Below are 17099 nucleotides of genomic sequence, written 5' to 3'. Positions count from 1 at the left end.
AGACGGCCTGGGTTGAGCGCTCAAAGGCCACAGAGCCGACGCAGTGCAGCGGTGTCCAGGTGATGCTCCACCAGGTCCGCCAGACGCTCGATATCGCGTTCACGCAAGGCGTGGTAATCCACCTCCTGCACCGCTTCGAGCCCGGCCCAGCGCAGCAGCGCACTGCAGGCCGCAGGGGTTTCGAACAGACCGTGCAGGTAAGTCCCGAGGATCTGCCCGTCGGCGCTGCAGGCGCCATCGCTGCGACCGTCGTCCAGTTGCACGGCGGCCAGCTCCAGGGCCGGCCCGCGAGTGACCCCGGCGTGAATTTCATAACCACTGACCGCGGCATTCTCCAGGCTCAGGCGACCGCTGACGTTACGCAGCTGTTTCTCTTCTTCGAGCACGGTTTCAAATGCCAGCAGGCCCAGGCCGGGGCTGGAGCCCGCAGCGCCTTCGAGCCCGAGCGGGTCATGCACCTGCTCGCCAAGCATTTGCAGGCCACCGCAGATGCCCAGCACTTTGCCGCCGTAGCGCAGGTGGCGGGCAATCGCCCGATCCCAGCCGTTGCTGCGCAGGTAGGCCAGATCGCCCCGTACGCTTTTCGAGCCGGGGAGGATGATCAGATCGGCAGCAGGAATCGCCTGGCCGGGGCCGATGAATTGCAAGTCGACCTGAGGATGCAGGCGCAACGGATCGAAATCCGTGTGATTGCTGATGCGCGGCAGCACCGGCACCACCACCTTGAGCAACTGTTCGACCTTGCCCACCTGGCGTTGGTCGATACCGTCCTCGGCTTCCAGGTGCAGGTCCAGGACATAGGGCAGCACGCCGATCACCGGCTTGCCGGTACGGGCCTCCAGCCAGTCCAGGCCCGGTTGCAACAACGCCAGGTCGCCACGAAAGCGGTTGATGATGAAGCCCTTTACCCGGGCCTGCTCACTGGGAGACAGCAGTTCCAGGGTGCCCACCAAATGGGCGAAGACCCCACCGCGGTTGATGTCGGCGATCAGCAGCACCGGGCAGTCCACCGCCTCGGCAAAGCCCATGTTGGCAATATCGCCGGCCCGCAGGTTGATCTCCGCCGGCGAGCCGGCACCTTCCACCATCACCACCTGATAAGCGCTTTTCAGGCGCTCATGGGAAGCCAGTACGGCCTGCATGGCGATGGCCTTGTAGTCGTGATAGGCCACCGCGTTCATGCTGGTCACGGCGCGGCCGTGAATGATTACCTGAGAGCCGGTATCGCTATTGGGCTTGAGCAGCACCGGGTTCATGTCGGTGTGGGGCGCCAGATTGGCCGCCTGGGCCTGGACGGCCTGGGCCCTGCCGATCTCGCCGCCATCGGCAGTCACCGCACTGTTGAGGGCCATGTTCTGGGGCTTGAACGGCACCACGCTGACACCCTGGCGCCGCAGCCAACGGCACAGGGCCGTCACCAGGGTGCTCTTGCCGGCATCCGAGGTGGTGCCTTGAACCATCAGAGTGCTCATGGATATTCCCTGCGATAGGCCTGCAGCGCCTGTTCCAGGCGATCCCAATCGGCCTCCTCGGCGGGCAGGCCGAAGCGCAGGCTGCTGTTATGGGTGAACAGCCGCAGGAGAATGCCGCGGCGCGCCATGAAGTGATAAAGCGATTCGGCCTCGGCACTGATCAGCCACTGAAACAGCGCGCAACCGCCCTGGGGCTTGAGACCATGGCGCTCGAGGACTTCAACCAGACGCTCGCTCGCCGCTTCGCTGCGCAACCTTTGCCGGGCGTGCCCCTGGGTATCGCGCAGGCAGGCCTGCCCCACCACCCGGGTCGGCCCGCTGACCGCCCAGGGTCCGACCTGCTCCGCCAGCAGTTTGAGCAGCCGGCGCTCGGCCAGGACAAAACCCAGGCGTACTCCGGCCAGGCCAAAGAACTTGCCGAACGAACGCAACACAATCAGCCCCACCTGATGGGCGTGGCGAGCCAGGCTCAGGTGCGGGGTGTTGTCCATGAAGGCTTCATCCACCACCAGCCAGCCACCACGCTGAGCCAGGCGCGCGTGCCAGTCCAGCAGGCGCTCCGGGGTCAGGCTCAGTCCGGTAGGGTTGTTCGGGTTGACCACCACCAGCACATCGAGGCTGTCGAGGAAGAAATCCACTTCCTGCTCCAGCACTTCGCGTACCCGGTAGCCGCTGCGGCGCCAGGCTTCGGCATGCTCGGCATAACAGGGCGACAGCACACCGACCTTGCCCGCTCGACGCAAGCGCGGAAGCAACTGGATTGCTGCCTGGGAGCCGGCCACCGGCAGCACTTCACTGGCGCCATAGTATTCGCGGGCCGCCTGTTCCAGTCCGTCATCGGTTTCCGGCAGGCGCGCCCAGGCACGCAGCGCAATGGGCGGCAGGGGAAACGGCCAGGGCGCCAACCCGCTGGACAAGTCCAGCCAGGCATCTTCGGCAATCCCGTATTGCTCGGCCGCCTTGCGCAGTCGTCCGCCGTGCTCAAGCATAGAATTCAGCCCCCAGGCAAAGAATCAGCAGCCACAGCCAGACACCCCGCTGCACCAGCTGCCAGCCACGATCAATGGAACCGGCACTGGCCGGCTCGCCTTCACCCAGTTGCGGGCGCTGATGCAGCTCACCGTGATAAATCGCTGCGCCACCCAGTTCCACTCCCAGGGCGCCCGCCCCGGCCGCCATCACCGGGCCAGCATTCGGGCTGTCCCAGGTCGGGCCCTGGCGGTGCCAGCACTTGAGTGCCAGCCGGGTCTTGCCCAGCAAGGCGTAAGTCAGGGCCACCAGGCGCGCGGGAATGTAATTGAGCAGGTCGTCAATCTTCGCCGCAGCCCAGCCAAAACGTTCGAAGCGCTCGTTGCGGTAGCCCCACATCGCATCCAGGGTATTGCTCAGACGGTAGAGCACCACCCCGGGCGCGCCGGCCACGGCAAACCAGAACAGCGCGGCGAACACCGCGTCGCTGCCGTTTTCCAGCACCGATTCGGTGGCCGCGCGGGCCACTTCGGTGGCGTCCAGCTCGCTGGTCTGGCGACTCACCAGAAACCCCACCCGGCGGCGCGCTTCTTCCAGATCGTCACTGCGCAACGCCTGGGCCACCGGCTCCACATGCTCGCCGAGGCTGCGCAGGCCCAAGGCGCAGTACAACGCCAGGATTTCCACCAGCCAGCCGACGTAGGGCAACCAGGACAGCGCTGTGGCCACCAGGGTCAGGGGCACCACCGCCAGCACCCAGGCGGTGACGCCATGGCTGCGCCAGCCACGGCCGGCGGAGTTGAAACGTTGCTCGATACGATCGGCCACACGGCCGAACGCCACCAGCGGATGCCAGCGCCTGGGTTCGCCCAGCAGCGCATCCAGCGCGACCCCGGCGACACTCAGCAAGGCCACACTCATTGACTCACTCCCCAGTAATTCTCATACAACAACTCACTCAGCGGCCGCGGTTGCGCCCAGCCTTCCAGTGCCAGCATCGGCGCCGGGTAGAATTCGGTGACCGGGCCCAGGCACAGCACGGCCACGGGCTTGGCACCTGCCGGCAGCCCCAGCAGATCGGCCAGGGCCTGAGGATCGAACAAAGACACCCACCCCATTCCCAGGCCTTCGCTGCGGGCCGCCAGCCACAGGTTCTGGATGGCGCAGGACAGGGACGCCAGGTCCATCTCCGGCAGGGTCCGACGGCCGAAGATGTGTCGTTCGCGGTCATCCATCAAGGCGGCCACCAGCACCTCGGCACAATCGCTGATGCCTTCGACCTTGAGCTTCATGAACTCGTCGGAACGCTCACCCAGGGCTTGGGCGGTGCGCACCCGCTCCGCCTCCACCAACTGCTGGATGTGCTTGCGCAACAGGCGGTCGCTGATGCGAATAAAACGCCAGGGCTGCATCAACCCGACACTGGGCGCCTGATGCGCTGCTTCCAGCAAGCGCCGCAGCACTGCCGGCTCGACACTGCCACCCGCGAAATGACGCATGTCGCGGCGCTCAGCGATGGCCCGATAGACCCCCTCGCGCTGCGCCTCAGAGAACCCCTGCTCACTCACCCGCCACGCCCTCGGCTAAAACCGGCTGAACAGGCGCGCCCGGCGCAAACAACGCCGCCACCGCCGCCGGATTGGACGGGAAATAGAAGTGCACATAAGAGGCCGTCATCCGTCCCTGGCGATACACCGCTTCCGCGCCGCGCCCGCCGTTGGGGCTGAGCCCACGGGCGATGGGCAGCAGCTCGGTGCTGGTCAGGGAATGGTGATAGGTGTGGCCGCGCAGATTGCCTTCGGGCAACTCCACCGCTTGCAAGGCCAGTGCCGCCAGGCGCTTCTGCATTACCGCATCTCCGGGCAGCAGGCCCAGGAGCTCGGCACGCTGGCCTTCGACATCGGTCAGGGAGTCCAGCAGGTAGAGCATGCCGCCGCACTCGGCGAGCAGCGGCTTGCCGGCCGCGTGATGGGCACGAATGGCCTGCAGCATGCGGCTGTTGCGGGCCAGGGCCTGATGGTGCAACTCGGGATAGCCGCCGGGCAGGTACAGGCTGTCCGCGTCGGGCAGTTGGGTATCGTGGATCGGCGAGAAGAAGCTCAAGTGCGCCCCCATGGCTCGCAACAGATCGAGGCTGGCGCCATAGGTGAAGGCAAACGCCTCGTCCCGCGCCACGGCAATCCGCACGCCCTTCAGCAGCGGCGCGCAATCCACCGGCGTGGGTGAAGCAAAACTCACCGCTGGCGGCAGTTCCACCTGGCAACTGCTGGCCAGGGCCTCGGCGGCGGCATCCAGGCGCAGGTCCAGATCATTCAGCTCGCTGGCCTGCACCAGCCCCAGATGGCGGCTGGGCAGCTCGATATCGGTTTCCCGGGACAAGGCGCCATACCAGCGCAAGCCTTCCGTCAGGCTGCCTTCCAGCAACTGCGCATGGCGCAGGGTACCAACCCGGTTGGCCAGCACCCCGGCAAACGGCAGGTCCGGCTGGTAGCGCGCCAGGCCCAGAGCCAGGGCGCCGAAGGTCTGGGCCATGGCGGTGCCATCGATCACCCCCAGCACCGGCACGCCGAAATGCCGCGCCAGATCGGCGCTGGAAGGGGTGCCATCGAACAGGCCCATGACCCCTTCGATCAGAATCAGGTCGGCCTCTCCCGCCGCCTCCCAGAGCAGACGGCGGCTTTCCTGCTCGCCCACCATCCACATGTCCAACTGGTACACGGCGGCACCACTGGCGCGCTCAAGAATCATCGGGTCGAGGAAATCCGGGCCGCACTTGAAAACCCGGACCTTGCGCCCCCGGTTTCGGTGCAAGCGGGCCAGGGCCGCGGTCACCGTGGTCTTGCCCTGGCCGGAAGCCGGTGCGGCGATCAACACTGCCGGGCAATGACGAACATCAGTCATGAATTCACGCTCACAGCTCGACACCTTTCTGCGCCTTGATCCCGGCCTGGAAGGCGTGCTTGACCATGCCCATCTCGGTCACGGTATCGGCCAGCTCGATCATCTCCGGCTTGGCGCCGCGACCGGTCACTACCACATGCTGCATGGGCGGACGTGCCTGCAGGTCACTGAGCACCTGATCCAGATCCAGGTAGCCGTGCTTGAGGGCAATGTTCAGTTCGTCGAGCACCACCAGGCCAATATCCGGGTTGCTCAGCAACTCCCTGGAAACCGCCCAGGCGGCTTCAGCCGCAGCAATATCGCGCTGGCGATCCTGGGTTTCCCAGGTAAAGCCTTCGCCCATCACGTGAAAGCGCACCTGCTCGGGGAAACGCCGGAAGAACAGTTCTTCGCCGGTGCTGTTACGCCCCTTGATGAACTGCACCACGCCACACTGCATACCGTGGCCCATGGACCGCGCCAGCATGCCGAAGGCCGAGCTGCTCTTGCCCTTGCCGTTGCCGGTCAATACCAGCAGCAGGCCGCATTCGTTGGGCGAGTTGGCAATGCGTTCATCGATCACGGCTTTTTTGCGCAACATGCGCGCCAGATGGCGCTCGTCACGATCGAGGGATTCACTCATGGGGCAGCTCTCCGTTGGGGCTGGGGAACGGGGGGCAGGAAAAAGGAACAGACGGCGCTAGCCTGGCATCGCCCACCGTGATGCCGTTGGATGGATCAGGCCGGTCTCCGGGCTCATGAGCGGCATGGCTGCCGGACTGCGCGCCTTCCCGTGTCATTGACACAGTGGCGTCAGGCGCAGTCTTGACTCATCTACCGTTGCGGGGGCAGCGCCGGAATCGTCGTCGGCTCCATCACTGGAACAGACCCTGACCGGCTTCCCTGTTTCACTCTGTCGGCCACGGGCCACAGAGCACCTGAAACAAGTCGCGAAGGTTAGAGGGTTGGGGGTGGAGCGTCAATTAAAGCCGGCCGTCGCCCCCGGCACAAAACTGCACTGCATCAATAAACTGACGCCAATCTTGTGCCACACTCAGAGCAATGATATCAAATAGCCACTTTTCAGCGCCCCAGGCGCCAACCACACAACAATAAGGGGTGAGTTCGATGCAAGGCATGATCATCAGCAATCCGAAGCTGGAATTCCTGCGCCCGATGCTGGAACGCTGGTTCGATTGCATCGATCGCTACAACGCGGTTCGCGGCGATAACGAAACGCCCTACTGGTTCGACGAGCAGGCCAATCTCGGGCTGCTCAGCGCGTCGGCCTGGATGGCCGAGATGGTCAGCCTGGAACACAGCCCCAGCAGGAAACAGCAGGAGGAAGGGGCGCGCAACGCCCGCACCGACCTGTACCTGGCCACCAAGGAAGAGCGCGCCTACATACACGCCACCCAGCGCTGGCCAAGGGTCAACAGCCTGAACCTGACCCAGGCACTGCTGGACGTTGCCCAGGATGCAAGAAAGATCAGCTACGCCAGCGACCTGAGACTGGGGTGCCTGTTCGTTGCCCCACAAAAATCCCAGCACAGCGCTACGCCGGAAGAGCTCCAGGACATGCTCGACGAACTGCAGAAAGAGCACTGCTGCGCCGTGGCCTGGTACTTCCCCTACGCCTATCGCAAGCTGCACAACGAGGCCGGCCACTACCACCCGGGCGTCGCCGTGCTCTTCAAGGAGGCCCGCTGATCGGGCGGAACCATCGACTGGCTATGCTTCTCTATGACTACGACGTCCGTGCACTCATAGGGAAATTCGCATGCTCAAGCTTCAGCACAGCCTACTGATCGCCATCGCCGCCGGCCTCGCCGCCTGCGGCGAAACTTCCAGCCTGCAGGTATCCGACGGCACCGGCCCCAACCCCAAGCTGCCGGAACCCAACCCGACGCTGATCCCCACGGTCAACATCGCCCCCGCCATCGGCTGGCCGCAAGGCGCAAAACCCCAGGCCGCGGCCGGCACCCAGGTCAAGGCTTTCGCCGAGAACCTCGACCATCCACGCTGGCTCTACGTCCTGCCCAATGGCGATGTGCTGGTGGCGGAAACCAACGCCCCGCCCAAACCGGATGACAGCCAGGGCATTCGCGGCTGGATCGCCGGCAAGGTCATGGGCCGTGCCGGGGCGGCCGTGCCCAGCGCCAACCGCATCACCCTGCTAAGGGACCAGGATCACGATGGCGTGGCGGAGACCCGCACAGTGTTTCTGGAGAACCTCAATTCGCCCTTTGGCATGACCCTGGTGGGCAATGACCTGTATGTGGCCGATACCGACAAGCTACTGCGCTTTCCCTATCAGAGCGGCGACACCCAGATCAGCGCAGCCGCCACCAAGGTGGTCGACCTGCCCGGCGGCACCCTCAACCATCACTGGACCAAGAACGTCATCGCCAGCAAGGACGGCAGCAAGCTCTACGTCACCGTGGGCTCCAACAGCAACGTCGGCGAAAACGGCCTGGACAAGGAGCAAGGCCGGGCGGCGATCTGGGAGGTGGACCGTGAAAGCGGCCAGCACCGCCTGTTCGCCACCGGCCTGCGCAACCCCAATGGCCTGGCCTGGGAGCCGGCCAGCGGCGCACTCTGGACCGCAGTCAACGAGAGGGACGAAATCGGCAGCGACCTGGTGCCGGACTACATCACCTCGGTCAAGGATGGCGCGTTCTATGGCTGGCCCTTCAGCTACTACGGGCAACATGTGGATGTACGGGTCGAGCCGCAGAACCTCGACCTGGTGGCCAAGGCCATCGCCCCGGACTACGCGGTAGGCCCGCACACCGCGTCGCTGGGGCTGACCTTCGCCGACGGCAGCAAGCTCCCCGCCCCCTTCACCGAAGGCGCCTTCATCGGCCAGCACGGTTCCTGGAACCGCAAACCCCATAGCGGCTACAAGGTGATTTTCGTGCCATTCAGCGCCGGCAAGCCCAATGGAGCGCCGATCGATGTGCTTAGCGGCTTTCTCAATGCCGACGAGAAGGCCATGGGACGCCCGGTCGGAGTGGTGATCGACCAGCAAGGCGGGTTATTGGTGGCCGACGATGTCGGCAACAAGATCTGGCGAGTCTCCGCCGCCAAAGCCCCCTAGGCTCAACGCTTGCGGCACAGCGTCAGACCATCTCCCAGCGGCAGCAGCGACAGATCGATACGCGAGTCATCCTTCAAGGCGCGATTGAGCGCCTGGATGGCTCGGGTATCCTCGCTCAGGGAATCGGTCTCCAGCACGCGCCCGCTCCACAGGGTGTTATCGAACACCAGCAGCCCGCCAACGCGCAGCAGGCCCAGCGCGACCTCCAGGTAGGCCGGGTAGTTGGCCTTGTCGGCATCGATGAAGATCAGGTCGAAACAGCCAAGCTGCCCCGCTCGCTCCAGGCTGGCCAGGGTATCCAGGGCCGGGGCCAGGCGCAGTTCGATGCGCTGGCCCACCCCCGCCTCCTGCCAGTAGCGCAGGGCCGTAGCGTTGTAGTCGCCGGGAATGTCGCAGCAGATCAGAGAACCGTCTTCAGGCAGCGCCTGGGCCATGCACAGGGCGCTGTAGCCGGTGAAGGTGCCGACCTCCAGCACGCGACGGGCGCCGGTCAACTTCACCAGCAACGCGAGGAACTGGCCCTGCTCGGGCGCCACCTGCCAACGGGCGGTGGGCATTGCCTGGGTTTCATCCCGCAGACGACGCAGCAGGGGCGTTTCACGCAGGGAAACGTCCAGCAGGTAATGGTAGAGGGCATCGTCGAGGTTCAGCGTCCGAGCGGTCACAGGCACCTCGACCAGAGAAGATTAGGGATTGCGCGCCAGGTGTTCTGGCTGCAGGACGCGCTTCGCGCTCAGGTAGGCCTTCTGCCAATAGGCCTTGGACAGGCTGTCGAGCTTCACCGTGCCGCCGGTAGCCGGCGCATGCACGAAGCGCCCTTCCCCCACGTAGATGCCCGCATGGCTGACCTGGGAGCCGCCATTGGTGGCGAAGAAGATCAGATCGCCGGTCTGCAGCGCGTTCTTGCCCACATCCGGCGCCTGCATGCCGATCATTTCCCGGGTTGAACGCGGCAGGGAAATACCCGCCGCATCGCGGTAGACGTAACCGATCAGGCCACTGCAGTCGAAACCGGAATCCGGGGTGTTGCCGCCCCAGCGATAAGGCGTGCCCACCAGCCCAAGGGCGCGGAACAGCACGTCTTCGGCAACCGGAGAGAAGGTTTGGGAGGAGTTGAACACCGGAGCACGCACCACAGGCGCAGGCGGCGGGGTACGGCTGGCACAGGCGCTGAGCAGCGCTGCGAGGGCAATAAGAGCAAAACGGGCTGAGGTCGACATAAGCTGGACAATCCTGATCGGGATGCGGCTTTCTCTGCCGTGGCACTGAAAACAAAACCGCGTAAGCAAGGCTTACGCGGTTAGTTTCAACAATAGATCAGGATTCTAGCGCCTACACGCCAAACTTCAAGTAAGACTTTAACTTCGCCCTACAAATAGTCCGCTTATTTGCGTGCAGTGACCACGGTTGGAGCCATGGCAAGTGCGCGCTTGGCTTCGATGAAGGTCTTGCTCCAGTAGCTATCGCCCAGGCTGTCGACCCGCACACCGCCACTGCGACGGCTGCTGGAGTGGATGAACTGGTCATCGCCCAGGTAGATACCTGCGTGGCTGACGCGCCCACGGCCGTTGGTGCTGAAGAACAGCAGATCACCCGGCTTGAGATTGTTGCGCGCTACCAGAGGCGCTTTCACGTTGATCATTTCGCGAGTGGAACGCGGCAGGTTCATGCCCGCCTCTTCACGAAACAGATAACCGATGAAACCGCTGCAATCGAAGCCGGCTTCCGAGGTACCGCCGAAACGGTAACGGGTACCGATCAGGGACATGCCGCGCTCGAGGATGCTGTCAGCCAGAACTGGCAACTGGTAAGGCTTGCTGTCAGAGAACTCTGCCAGTTCCTTTTCAGTTGCCAGCTCTTCCTGATAAACAGCGGAAGACTGGTTTTTGACGGAGACTTGAGCCTGCTGGACAGGTTGCTGCTGGGACACCGGAGTGTGGGAGGCGCAACCAAACAACAGGGTGACGAGTGCGAGAGGCACGAGGGGTGCGAAGCGATTTAGCATGGGCACGACCGTGGCTTGAAATAAAAGAAGACGCGACTATGCCTTCTATCGCCCTCATTTGCAAATTCAATCGATCAGAATGTGACTTATGAGTTTCTTCCGTACATCTAAGGCTTTAAGCCCATTTTAAGTCCGCCCACCTCTGGAAACCCTTCCAAAGGTGCGTTTTCTGGCGCCTGGAATATGCCGAAGGTCGCCCCCGAAAGCCCTGGAAGCCTTGTCTTTACCAGCCCAGAGTCTCTTTCAGAAAAGGGATGGTCAGCTTGCGCTGGGCCTGCAACGAAGCCTGGTCGAGGCGCTCGAGAAGCTCGAACAGGGCACTCATGCTGCGGGTACCGCGGGTCAGGATGAAATGCCCGACCTCGTCGGTCAGATGCAGCCCCCGGCGGGATGCCCTTAGCTGCAAGGCACGCAATTTGTCTTCGTCGGAGAGCGGGCGCATCTGAAAGATCAGTGCCAGGGTCAGGCGAGACTTCAAATCCGCCAGCTTCACCGGCAACTCGCGAGGCGAGGTCGAGGCCGCGATCAACAGGCGCCGACCACTGTCGCGCAAGCGGTTGAACAGATGAAACAGCGCTTCTTCCCAATCCGCCTTGCCAGCCACTGCCTGCAGGTCATCCAGGCAAACCAGCTCGTACTGTTCCAGGTTGTCGAGAATCTCGATACCGCGATCCAGAAGCTCCGCCAGCGGCAGATACACCGCCGGCTCCCCCAACTGCTCGAAACGCAGGCACGCGGCCTGCAGCAAGTGCGTGCGGCCCACGCCATCCTTGCCCCAGAGGTAGATCAGGCTTTCGGTCCAACCGGCGTCGGCTTCGCAGAGGCGCTCGACGTAGCCGAGTGCTGCGGCATTGGCGCCTGGGTAGTAGTTGATGAAGGTGGCGTCATCACGCAGACGCACACCTAGGGGCAGCTGAATCGGTTTCATGCTGACTGAACAGTTCCAAACGAACCGTTAGTGGCCTCTGTGTAAAGTTTGCAAAGTTTATACCCGTGACGCCGAGCGCACAATGCAGCAGACCACAAGCAAAATCAAAGGTTTGCGACAGCCAAACGCAATCGAAGGGCGTTCCTTGACAGCTACCGTGACAGCCGGCCGAGCGCCGCCAACCGTCACGAAGGCCCGCGCGCCCCTTTACAACTCGGGGTCTTCAGCACCGCTGTAGAGATCCGAATCCTTGTACAGATCATGCACATGGCGCACCAGCACCATGATCACCGCTGCCACCGGCAGCGCCAGCAGCACCCCGGTAAAACCGAACAGTTCGCCGCCGGCAAGAATGGCAAAGATCACCGCCACCGGGTGCAGGCCGATGCGATCGCCCACCAGCAACGGCGTCAGCACCATGCCCTCAAGGGCTTGCCCCACCATGAATACCGCGACAATGCCGATCATCGGATACAGGTCGCCACCGAACTGGAACAGCCCGGCAATCAGAGCCGCGCCAATGCCGATGACAAAGCCCATATACGGCACGATTGCCGCCAGACCGGCAATCAGACCGATCAACAGCCCCAGCTCCAGCCCCACCAGCATCAGGCCCGCGGCGTAGATCACCCCGAGAGCCAGCATCACCAGCAATTGCCCGCGAACAAAAGCCCCCAGCACTTCATGGCACTCCCCGGCCAGAGACACCACCTGCTCTTCGCGGCTGCGTGGCAACAGGCTGCGGATCTTGGCCATCATCAAGTCCCAGTCCCGCAGCAGATAGAAGCTGACCACCGGGATCAGCACCAGATTGGCCAGCCAGCCAATCAGCGCCAGGCCCGAAGCCGTTGCCTGGCTCAGCACCACGCCGACGATATCGGTGGTCTGGCCCATGTGCTCGCTGATGGCCGCCTTGACCTTGTCGAACTTCCAGAAGCCGTCCGCCAGACCGAGCTTGGACTGCACCCAGGGCATGGCGCTGTGCTGGACCCAATCGAGCATCTGCGGCGCCAGTTCATAGAGCCGCACCAACTGCTTGGCCAGCATGGGCACCAGCACCAGCAGCAGGGTCATGACGATCAGGGTGAACAGGGCGAATACCGCCACCACGCCCCAGGTCCGCGACAACCCCCATTGCTCCAGCCGGTCCACCAGCGGATCGAACAGGTAGGCCAGCAACAGCGCCACCAGGAACGGACTGAGGATCGGGTGCAGCAGGTAGACGAACCCGCAGGCCAGGAGCACGACACCCAACCAGACCCAACGACGCGTATCAGCCATATACCTCTCCAGCTTCTATATAGAAGGAAACAACCTGCTACCAACGAAAACGCAGTTGGGCCTGCGGCGCCGGCGGCGCGGCCCCTTCAGCGCCTTGTACAGGAGCATGCGGCGCAGGCGCTTCACCCGCCGGAATCTCTTGCAGCTTGGCCAGCGACAGTTGCGCCCGCAGCTGCTCAGCACTGCCGTTGACGCGATAGACGATCCGATCACCGTCAACGCTCTGCAACTGCGCACCAAAAGGCTCCAGCAAGTGCCCAAGGGCCGCGTAATGCTCCAGAGTCATGCCCTGCACTTCCAGCAACTGCTCGCTGGAAGCACCAGGACGAGTGACGAAACGGGGCGCCAGACGCTGGCTCACCGCCAGCAACACCCCATCGGCCAGGGCCGCGGTATCGGCGCCCTGGACAGTGCCCTGCTCCTTCTGATCGCCCAGCCACAGCCGCCACTTGGCTTGCCATTGGCCACCTTCTTCCCGGGCATGTACCGCCAGCAACGCATCAGCACCGTAACGCTCGGAGGCTTCACGCAGCGGCGCCGGATCGGAACCTTCAAGATTCGGCGCCGTGGCGACGATCTGCTCGTTCAGATCCCCCAGCGGCAGGCGCAGGGGTAAGCCACGATGTTGAGCCGCACGCCGCAAGGGCGCCGCGCTGGCCTGGCCATCACCCACCAGGCTCGAGCCTTCGGTGGAATCACTCAACCACCAGCCGATGATCGACGGCCGGTTGTTGCCCCAGAGCGATAGCCCGGCCTGACGCAGGGCGCGATCGGTGGTGACCGGATCGAAATCCACCTGCAGGCTTTCCGGCGGGCCGGCGTCGTAGCCGTACTGACTGATGATCTGCTGCGGGTCCTTGCGGATCGCCGCCAGCCCTGGCCCCTGGGCGGCCTTGGCGTCGCCAGTGAGGCGCAACACCAGGGTTTCCAGGGCCCGTTGCGTGGCCTGGTCGCGCTCTTCGGGCGACTGGCTGCTCACAGGCTCACGCACTTGATACAGGCCATTGAGGGTTTCGGCATGACTCGCCAGGCTGACCAATGACAAACAGCCCACAAACAGAAATTTACCCAGACGCATGGAAGATTCCCGACGACAGAAAACGATTGAAACAGCGCACTTGAACCGCGGCGAGCAAGGCTGTGACCACAAGCCTGGGCAAAACATTCACCCGGCGCCCGATAGTTTTCGCGCTGTCATAACGATAGCCACTTGAGCGCTATACCTTATACAGGCATGGGCAGGAGCACCAACACGACCAATCGCGGTTTTTTTAACAGGATATGCCTCTCCCCGTCGGCCCGAGGATGGCCGCTGCCCCTCAAGCCTGATAAAATCGCGCGCCTTCGCAGACCGGCATCAGCTGGGCACCCTGAAACACTTTTCCTGTGTTTCCGGCAGTCTCACTGGTTCGGTCGATACCCCTGAATCCCCCCTAAAGGCCTGGATCATGAGCAAGCAACCCTCCCTGAGCTACAAAGACGCCGGTGTAGACATCGACGCCGGTGAAGCATTGGTCGAACGCATCAAGAGCGTCGCCAAGCGCACTGCGCGCCCGGAAGTCATGGGCGGCCTGGGCGGTTTCGGCGCCCTCTGCGAAATCCCGGCCGGCTACAAGCAACCGGTGCTGGTCTCCGGCACTGACGGCGTCGGCACCAAGCTGCGCCTGGCCCTGAACCTGAACAAGCACGACAGCATCGGCATCGACCTGGTGGCCATGTGCGTCAACGACCTGGTGGTCTGCGGCGCCGAACCGCTGTTCTTCCTCGACTACTACGCCACCGGCAAGCTCAACGTCGATACCGCAGCCCAAGTGGTAACCGGCATCGGCGCTGGCTGCGAGCTGTCCGGCTGCTCCCTGGTGGGCGGTGAAACCGCTGAAATGCCTGGCATGTACGAAGGCGAAGACTACGACCTGGCCGGCTTCTGCGTAGGCGTGGTGGAAAAGGCCGAGATCATCGACGGCTCGAAAGTTGCCGCCGGCGATGCCCTGCTGGCCCTGCCCTCCTCCGGCCCGCACTCCAACGGCTACTCGCTGATCCGCAAGATCATCGAAGTCTCCGGCGCCGACATCGAAAACATCCAGCTGGACGGCAAACCACTGACCGACCTGCTGATGGCGCCGACCCGCATCTACGTCAAGCCACTGCTGAAGCTGATCAAGGACACCGGCGCGGTCAAGGCCATGGCCCACATCACCGGTGGCGGCCTGCTGGACAACATCCCGCGCGTGCTGCCAAAAGGCGCCCAGGCCGTGGTCGACGTGGCGAGCTGGCAGCGCCCGGCGGTCTTCGACTGGCTGCAGGAAAAAGGCAACGTCGACGAGCACGAAATGCACCGCGTGCTGAACTGCGGCGTGGGCATGGTCATCTGCGTGGCCCAGGATCAGGTCGAGAACGCCCTGAAGGTCCTGCGCGAGGCGGGCGAGCAGCCATGGGTCATCGGCCAGATCGCCACCGCAGCCGAAGGCGCGGCCCAGGTCGAGCTGAAGAACCTCAAGGCTCACTGATGCAAGAGCGGATGTCGCCGACCTGTGATGTTGTGGTGCTGTTGTCCGGCACCGGCAGTAACCTGCAAGCCTTGATCGACAGCGTGCACACCGGCGACAGCCCGGTGCGCATCGCCGCCGTGATCTCCAACCGCGCTGACGCCTATGGCCTGCAGCGCGCCAAGGAAGCGGGTATCGCTACCCGCTTCCTCGATCACACCGCCTTCGAAGGCCGGGAGGCCTTCGATCAGGGGCTGATCGAGATGATCGATACCTTCCAACCCAAACTGGTGGTCCTGGCCGGATTCATGCGTATTCTCAGCGCCGGATTCGTCCGCCACTACCAGGGCCGGCTGCTGAATATCCACCCCTCGCTGCTCCCGAAATACAAAGGGTTACACACTCATCAGCGGGCGCTGGAGGCCGGAGATACGGAGCATGGCTGCAGCGTGCACTTCGTCACCGAGGAACTCGATGGCGGCCCTCTGGTCGTACAGGCTGTGATCCCGGTAGAGTTGCACGACTCGCCGCAGAGCCTGGCGCAGCGAGTGCACGTCCAGGAACACCGGATTTACCCCATGGCCGTACGCTGGTTTGCCGAAGGTCGGCTGACGCTCGGCGATCAGGGTGCTTTACTGGATGGTCAATTACTGGCCGCCAGCGGCTATTTGATTCGAACCTAGGAGATTTTATGCGTCGCGCCCTGCTCTTCGCTTGCGCTCTGTTCGCCCTGCCGGCTGTGCAGGCGGCAGACCTTCATCCGTTCTCCGCCAGCTACACCGCCGACTGGAAGCAACTGCCCATGAGCGGCACTGCTGAACGCAGCCTGGAAAAAACCGCCAATGGTGCGTGGAAACTCAGCTTCAAGGCATCGATGATGATCGCCAGCCTGAGCGAGGAAAGCACCCTGACCCTGGACAAGGACACCCTGGTGCCCCAGTCCTATCGCTTCGAGCGTGGTGGTCTGGGCAAAGCCAAGAAAGCCGACCTGGATTTCGACTGGAAAGCCAAGATGGTCACCGGCACCGACCGTGGTGATGCGGTCAAGCTGCCGCTGAACACCGGCATGGTGGATAAATCCACCTACCAGCTGGCCCTGCAGCACGATGTGGCAGCCGGCAAGAAGACCATGAGCTATCAAGTGGTCGACGGCGGTGAAGTCGACACCTATGACTTCCGTGTCCTGGGCTCGGAGAAGGTTGACACCAAGGCTGGCCAGATCGATGCGATCAAGGTCGAGCGCGTTCGCGACCCGACACAGAGCAAACGCATCACCGTGATGTGGTTCGCCAAGGACTGGGATTACCTGCTGGTGCGCCTGCAACAGGTGGAAACCGACGGCAAGGAGTACAACATCATGCTCCTCAACGGCACCGTTGACGGCAAGACGGTCAAAGGCAGCTGAGCCGCAGCAGTCACGAAGCCTCGCGAAAGCGGGGCTTTTTTTTGCCCGGGATTTGGTTCCTCGCCCGCACAGCAAGCCCCGGCACAAGCCCTCGAAGATGAAACTTTTGTCATGAAGCGGTACGCCCTGCGGCGAAATGTCACGGTTTACGCGGGCTGCAGGATTTTCTTCGATTCTGCAAAGGTTTGTTGCAGCGCCAGGCAATTTACTTAGCAAGCTAACAAAATATATAACAGAGTCCTGCACACGCCTTGCTGCAGATCAACAGAGATTGGAGCTAGCAGATGACTGTAAAAGTAACTGAACGCGACGATTCACATATGTCCCATGAAGGCGTAGCCGCGGGTGTACGGATCTGGGATGTACATCAACAAGACATGCTGGTGGGCATGTTCCACTCCGAGAGCGACGCCCACAGCTACAAGGCTGAATTGGAAAAACTCGAGCAGAACCGCGCGCCCCAGAGCTCCTGACTCGACCTCAGTGCCGGAGTGCCGGGATCTCCACGCGGATCAACGGCCTCCCCCACAAACGACAAACCCCGCCATGAGCGGGGTTTGTCGTTATTCAAGG

At 63.2% G+C, this 17099-nt stretch carries 18 protein-coding genes and 1 riboswitch; of the genes, 6 read left to right on the top strand and 12 right to left on the bottom strand.

What is annotated here, in order from left to right:
• Window positions 1-20: 20 nt before the first annotated feature.
• From M2395_RS21565 to cobO, 6 genes are read right to left on the bottom strand one after another with little or no spacing between them, the layout of a single operon-like run.
• Window positions 21-1472, bottom strand: a complete 1452-nt coding sequence (locus tag M2395_RS21565; RefSeq protein ID WP_053153254.1) for a cobyric acid synthase — start codon at window positions 1470-1472, stop codon at window positions 21-23.
• Window positions 1469-2461 carry a threonine-phosphate decarboxylase CobD gene (cobD, locus tag M2395_RS21560; protein WP_123431313.1) on the bottom strand — a complete coding sequence of 331 codons (993 nt, stop codon included), beginning with the start codon at window positions 2459-2461 and terminating at the stop codon, window positions 1469-1471. The genes M2395_RS21565 and cobD overlap by 4 nt, the downstream gene beginning before the upstream one ends.
• Window positions 2454-3362, bottom strand: a complete 909-nt coding sequence (cbiB, locus tag M2395_RS21555) for an adenosylcobinamide-phosphate synthase CbiB (protein ID WP_015636637.1) — start codon at window positions 3360-3362, stop codon at window positions 2454-2456. Before cbiB ends, cobD begins: the two co-directional genes overlap by 8 nt.
• A complete protein-coding gene (gene bluB, locus M2395_RS21550) occupies window positions 3359-4009 on the bottom strand; it encodes a 5,6-dimethylbenzimidazole synthase (protein WP_011062693.1) in 651 nt (216 codons plus the stop codon). The genes cbiB and bluB overlap by 4 nt, the downstream gene beginning before the upstream one ends.
• Entirely contained in the window at window positions 4002-5342 is a 1341-nt protein-coding gene (locus M2395_RS21545) for a cobyrinate a,c-diamide synthase (protein WP_077934625.1), read from the bottom strand. Before M2395_RS21545 ends, bluB begins: the two co-directional genes overlap by 8 nt.
• A gap of 10 nt (window positions 5343-5352) precedes the next feature.
• Window positions 5353-5964, bottom strand: a complete 612-nt coding sequence (cobO, locus tag M2395_RS21540) for a cob(I)yrinic acid a,c-diamide adenosyltransferase (RefSeq protein WP_041119478.1) — start codon at window positions 5962-5964, stop codon at window positions 5353-5355.
• An 80-nt stretch (window positions 5965-6044) separates the two neighbouring features.
• Window positions 6045-6278, bottom strand: a riboswitch (cobalamin riboswitch).
• A 171-nt stretch (window positions 6279-6449) separates the two neighbouring features.
• On the opposite strand from cobO, the gene M2395_RS21535 reads away from it, so the two are divergent.
• Together M2395_RS21535 and M2395_RS21530 are read left to right on the top strand one after the other, a co-directional pair.
• Window positions 6450-7031: a hypothetical protein gene (locus M2395_RS21535; protein WP_011062696.1), complete on the top strand. Its 582-nt coding sequence runs from the start codon at window positions 6450-6452 to the stop codon at window positions 7029-7031.
• Between the two features lie 70 nt (window positions 7032-7101).
• On the top strand, window positions 7102-8421 hold the full coding sequence (locus M2395_RS21530; protein WP_077934626.1) for a sorbosone dehydrogenase family protein: 1320 nt from the start codon (window positions 7102-7104) through the stop codon (window positions 8419-8421).
• Between the two features lie 2 nt (window positions 8422-8423).
• Here M2395_RS21530 and M2395_RS21525 read toward each other — a convergent pair whose 3' ends face one another.
• The 6 genes from M2395_RS21525 to M2395_RS21500 all read right to left on the bottom strand — a co-directional run bounded on the left by M2395_RS21525 (window position 8424) and on the right by M2395_RS21500 (window position 13713).
• A complete protein-coding gene (locus M2395_RS21525; RefSeq protein ID WP_041752473.1) occupies window positions 8424-9086 on the bottom strand; it encodes a class I SAM-dependent methyltransferase in 663 nt (220 codons plus the stop codon).
• 21 nt (window positions 9087-9107) lie between these two features.
• On the bottom strand, window positions 9108-9641 hold the full coding sequence (locus tag M2395_RS21520; RefSeq protein WP_011062699.1) for a C40 family peptidase: 534 nt from the start codon (window positions 9639-9641) through the stop codon (window positions 9108-9110).
• 164 nt (window positions 9642-9805) lie between these two features.
• Window positions 9806-10426: a C40 family peptidase gene (locus M2395_RS21515; RefSeq protein ID WP_015636644.1), complete on the bottom strand. Its 621-nt coding sequence runs from the start codon at window positions 10424-10426 to the stop codon at window positions 9806-9808.
• A 223-nt stretch (window positions 10427-10649) separates the two neighbouring features.
• Complete coding sequence (gene hda, locus M2395_RS21510; protein WP_007898944.1) at window positions 10650-11354, bottom strand: DnaA regulatory inactivator Hda; 705 nt, start codon at window positions 11352-11354, stop codon at window positions 10650-10652.
• Window positions 11355-11561: 207 nt separating this feature from the next.
• Window positions 11562-12635 carry an AI-2E family transporter gene (locus tag M2395_RS21505; protein WP_011062701.1) on the bottom strand — a complete coding sequence of 358 codons (1074 nt, stop codon included), beginning with the start codon at window positions 12633-12635 and terminating at the stop codon, window positions 11562-11564.
• A gap of 37 nt (window positions 12636-12672) precedes the next feature.
• A complete protein-coding gene (locus M2395_RS21500; protein ID WP_015636645.1) occupies window positions 12673-13713 on the bottom strand; it encodes a DUF2066 domain-containing protein in 1041 nt (346 codons plus the stop codon).
• Window positions 13714-14083: 370 nt separating this feature from the next.
• Here M2395_RS21500 and purM point away from each other — a divergent pair, with 370 nt between their 5' ends.
• The 4 genes from purM to M2395_RS21480 all read left to right on the top strand — a co-directional run bounded on the left by purM (window position 14084) and on the right by M2395_RS21480 (window position 16999).
• Entirely contained in the window at window positions 14084-15142 is a 1059-nt protein-coding gene (gene purM, locus M2395_RS21495; RefSeq protein WP_123431314.1) for a phosphoribosylformylglycinamidine cyclo-ligase, read from the top strand.
• A gap of 11 nt (window positions 15143-15153) precedes the next feature.
• Entirely contained in the window at window positions 15154-15804 is a 651-nt protein-coding gene (gene purN / locus M2395_RS21490) for a phosphoribosylglycinamide formyltransferase (RefSeq protein WP_077934628.1), read from the top strand.
• A gap of 8 nt (window positions 15805-15812) precedes the next feature.
• A complete protein-coding gene (locus M2395_RS21485; protein ID WP_011062705.1) occupies window positions 15813-16526 on the top strand; it encodes a DUF3108 domain-containing protein in 714 nt (237 codons plus the stop codon).
• Between the two features lie 284 nt (window positions 16527-16810).
• Window positions 16811-16999, top strand: a complete 189-nt coding sequence (locus M2395_RS21480) for a hypothetical protein (RefSeq protein ID WP_011062706.1) — start codon at window positions 16811-16813, stop codon at window positions 16997-16999.
• The last annotated feature ends 100 nt before the right edge of the window (window positions 17000-17099 follow it).

It is taken from the genome of Pseudomonas sp. BIGb0176 (assembly GCF_024810175.1).
GTDB classification, from domain to species: Bacteria; Pseudomonadota; Gammaproteobacteria; order Pseudomonadales; family Pseudomonadaceae; genus Aquipseudomonas; species Aquipseudomonas protegens.
Note: the sequence above shows the minus strand (reverse complement) of the source record. Positions and strands in the feature narration are given on the sequence as shown.

Excerpts from the sequence above, each read along its gene's own strand:
- M2395_RS21535 (WP_011062696.1), top strand. The coding sequence starts at position 6,450 with ATGCAAGGCATGATCATCAGCAATCCGAAGCTGGAATTCCTGCGCCCG.
- cbiB (WP_015636637.1), bottom strand. The coding sequence starts at position 3,362 with ATGAGTGTGGCCTTGCTGAGTGTCGCCGGGGTCGCGCTGGATGCGCTG.
- M2395_RS21480 (WP_011062706.1), top strand. The coding sequence starts at position 16,811 with ATGACTGTAAAAGTAACTGAACGCGACGATTCACATATGTCCCATGAA.
- purM (WP_123431314.1), top strand. The coding sequence starts at position 14,084 with ATGAGCAAGCAACCCTCCCTGAGCTACAAAGACGCCGGTGTAGACATC.
- hda (WP_007898944.1), bottom strand. The coding sequence starts at position 11,354 with ATGAAACCGATTCAGCTGCCCCTAGGTGTGCGTCTGCGTGATGACGCC.
- cobO (WP_041119478.1), bottom strand. The coding sequence starts at position 5,964 with ATGAGTGAATCCCTCGATCGTGACGAGCGCCATCTGGCGCGCATGTTG.
- M2395_RS21505 (WP_011062701.1), bottom strand. The coding sequence starts at position 12,635 with ATGGCTGATACGCGTCGTTGGGTCTGGTTGGGTGTCGTGCTCCTGGCC.
- M2395_RS21530 (WP_077934626.1), top strand. The coding sequence starts at position 7,102 with ATGCTCAAGCTTCAGCACAGCCTACTGATCGCCATCGCCGCCGGCCTC.
- M2395_RS21485 (WP_011062705.1), top strand. The coding sequence starts at position 15,813 with ATGCGTCGCGCCCTGCTCTTCGCTTGCGCTCTGTTCGCCCTGCCGGCT.
- M2395_RS21565 (WP_053153254.1), bottom strand. The coding sequence starts at position 1,472 with ATGAGCACTCTGATGGTTCAAGGCACCACCTCGGATGCCGGCAAGAGC.
- cobD (WP_123431313.1), bottom strand. The coding sequence starts at position 2,461 with ATGCTTGAGCACGGCGGACGACTGCGCAAGGCGGCCGAGCAATACGGG.
- M2395_RS21545 (WP_077934625.1), bottom strand. The coding sequence starts at position 5,342 with ATGACTGATGTTCGTCATTGCCCGGCAGTGTTGATCGCCGCACCGGCT.
- M2395_RS21500 (WP_015636645.1), bottom strand. The coding sequence starts at position 13,713 with ATGCGTCTGGGTAAATTTCTGTTTGTGGGCTGTTTGTCATTGGTCAGC.
- M2395_RS21520 (WP_011062699.1), bottom strand. The coding sequence starts at position 9,641 with ATGTCGACCTCAGCCCGTTTTGCTCTTATTGCCCTCGCAGCGCTGCTC.
- M2395_RS21515 (WP_015636644.1), bottom strand. The coding sequence starts at position 10,426 with ATGCTAAATCGCTTCGCACCCCTCGTGCCTCTCGCACTCGTCACCCTG.
- purN (WP_077934628.1), top strand. The coding sequence starts at position 15,154 with ATGTCGCCGACCTGTGATGTTGTGGTGCTGTTGTCCGGCACCGGCAGT.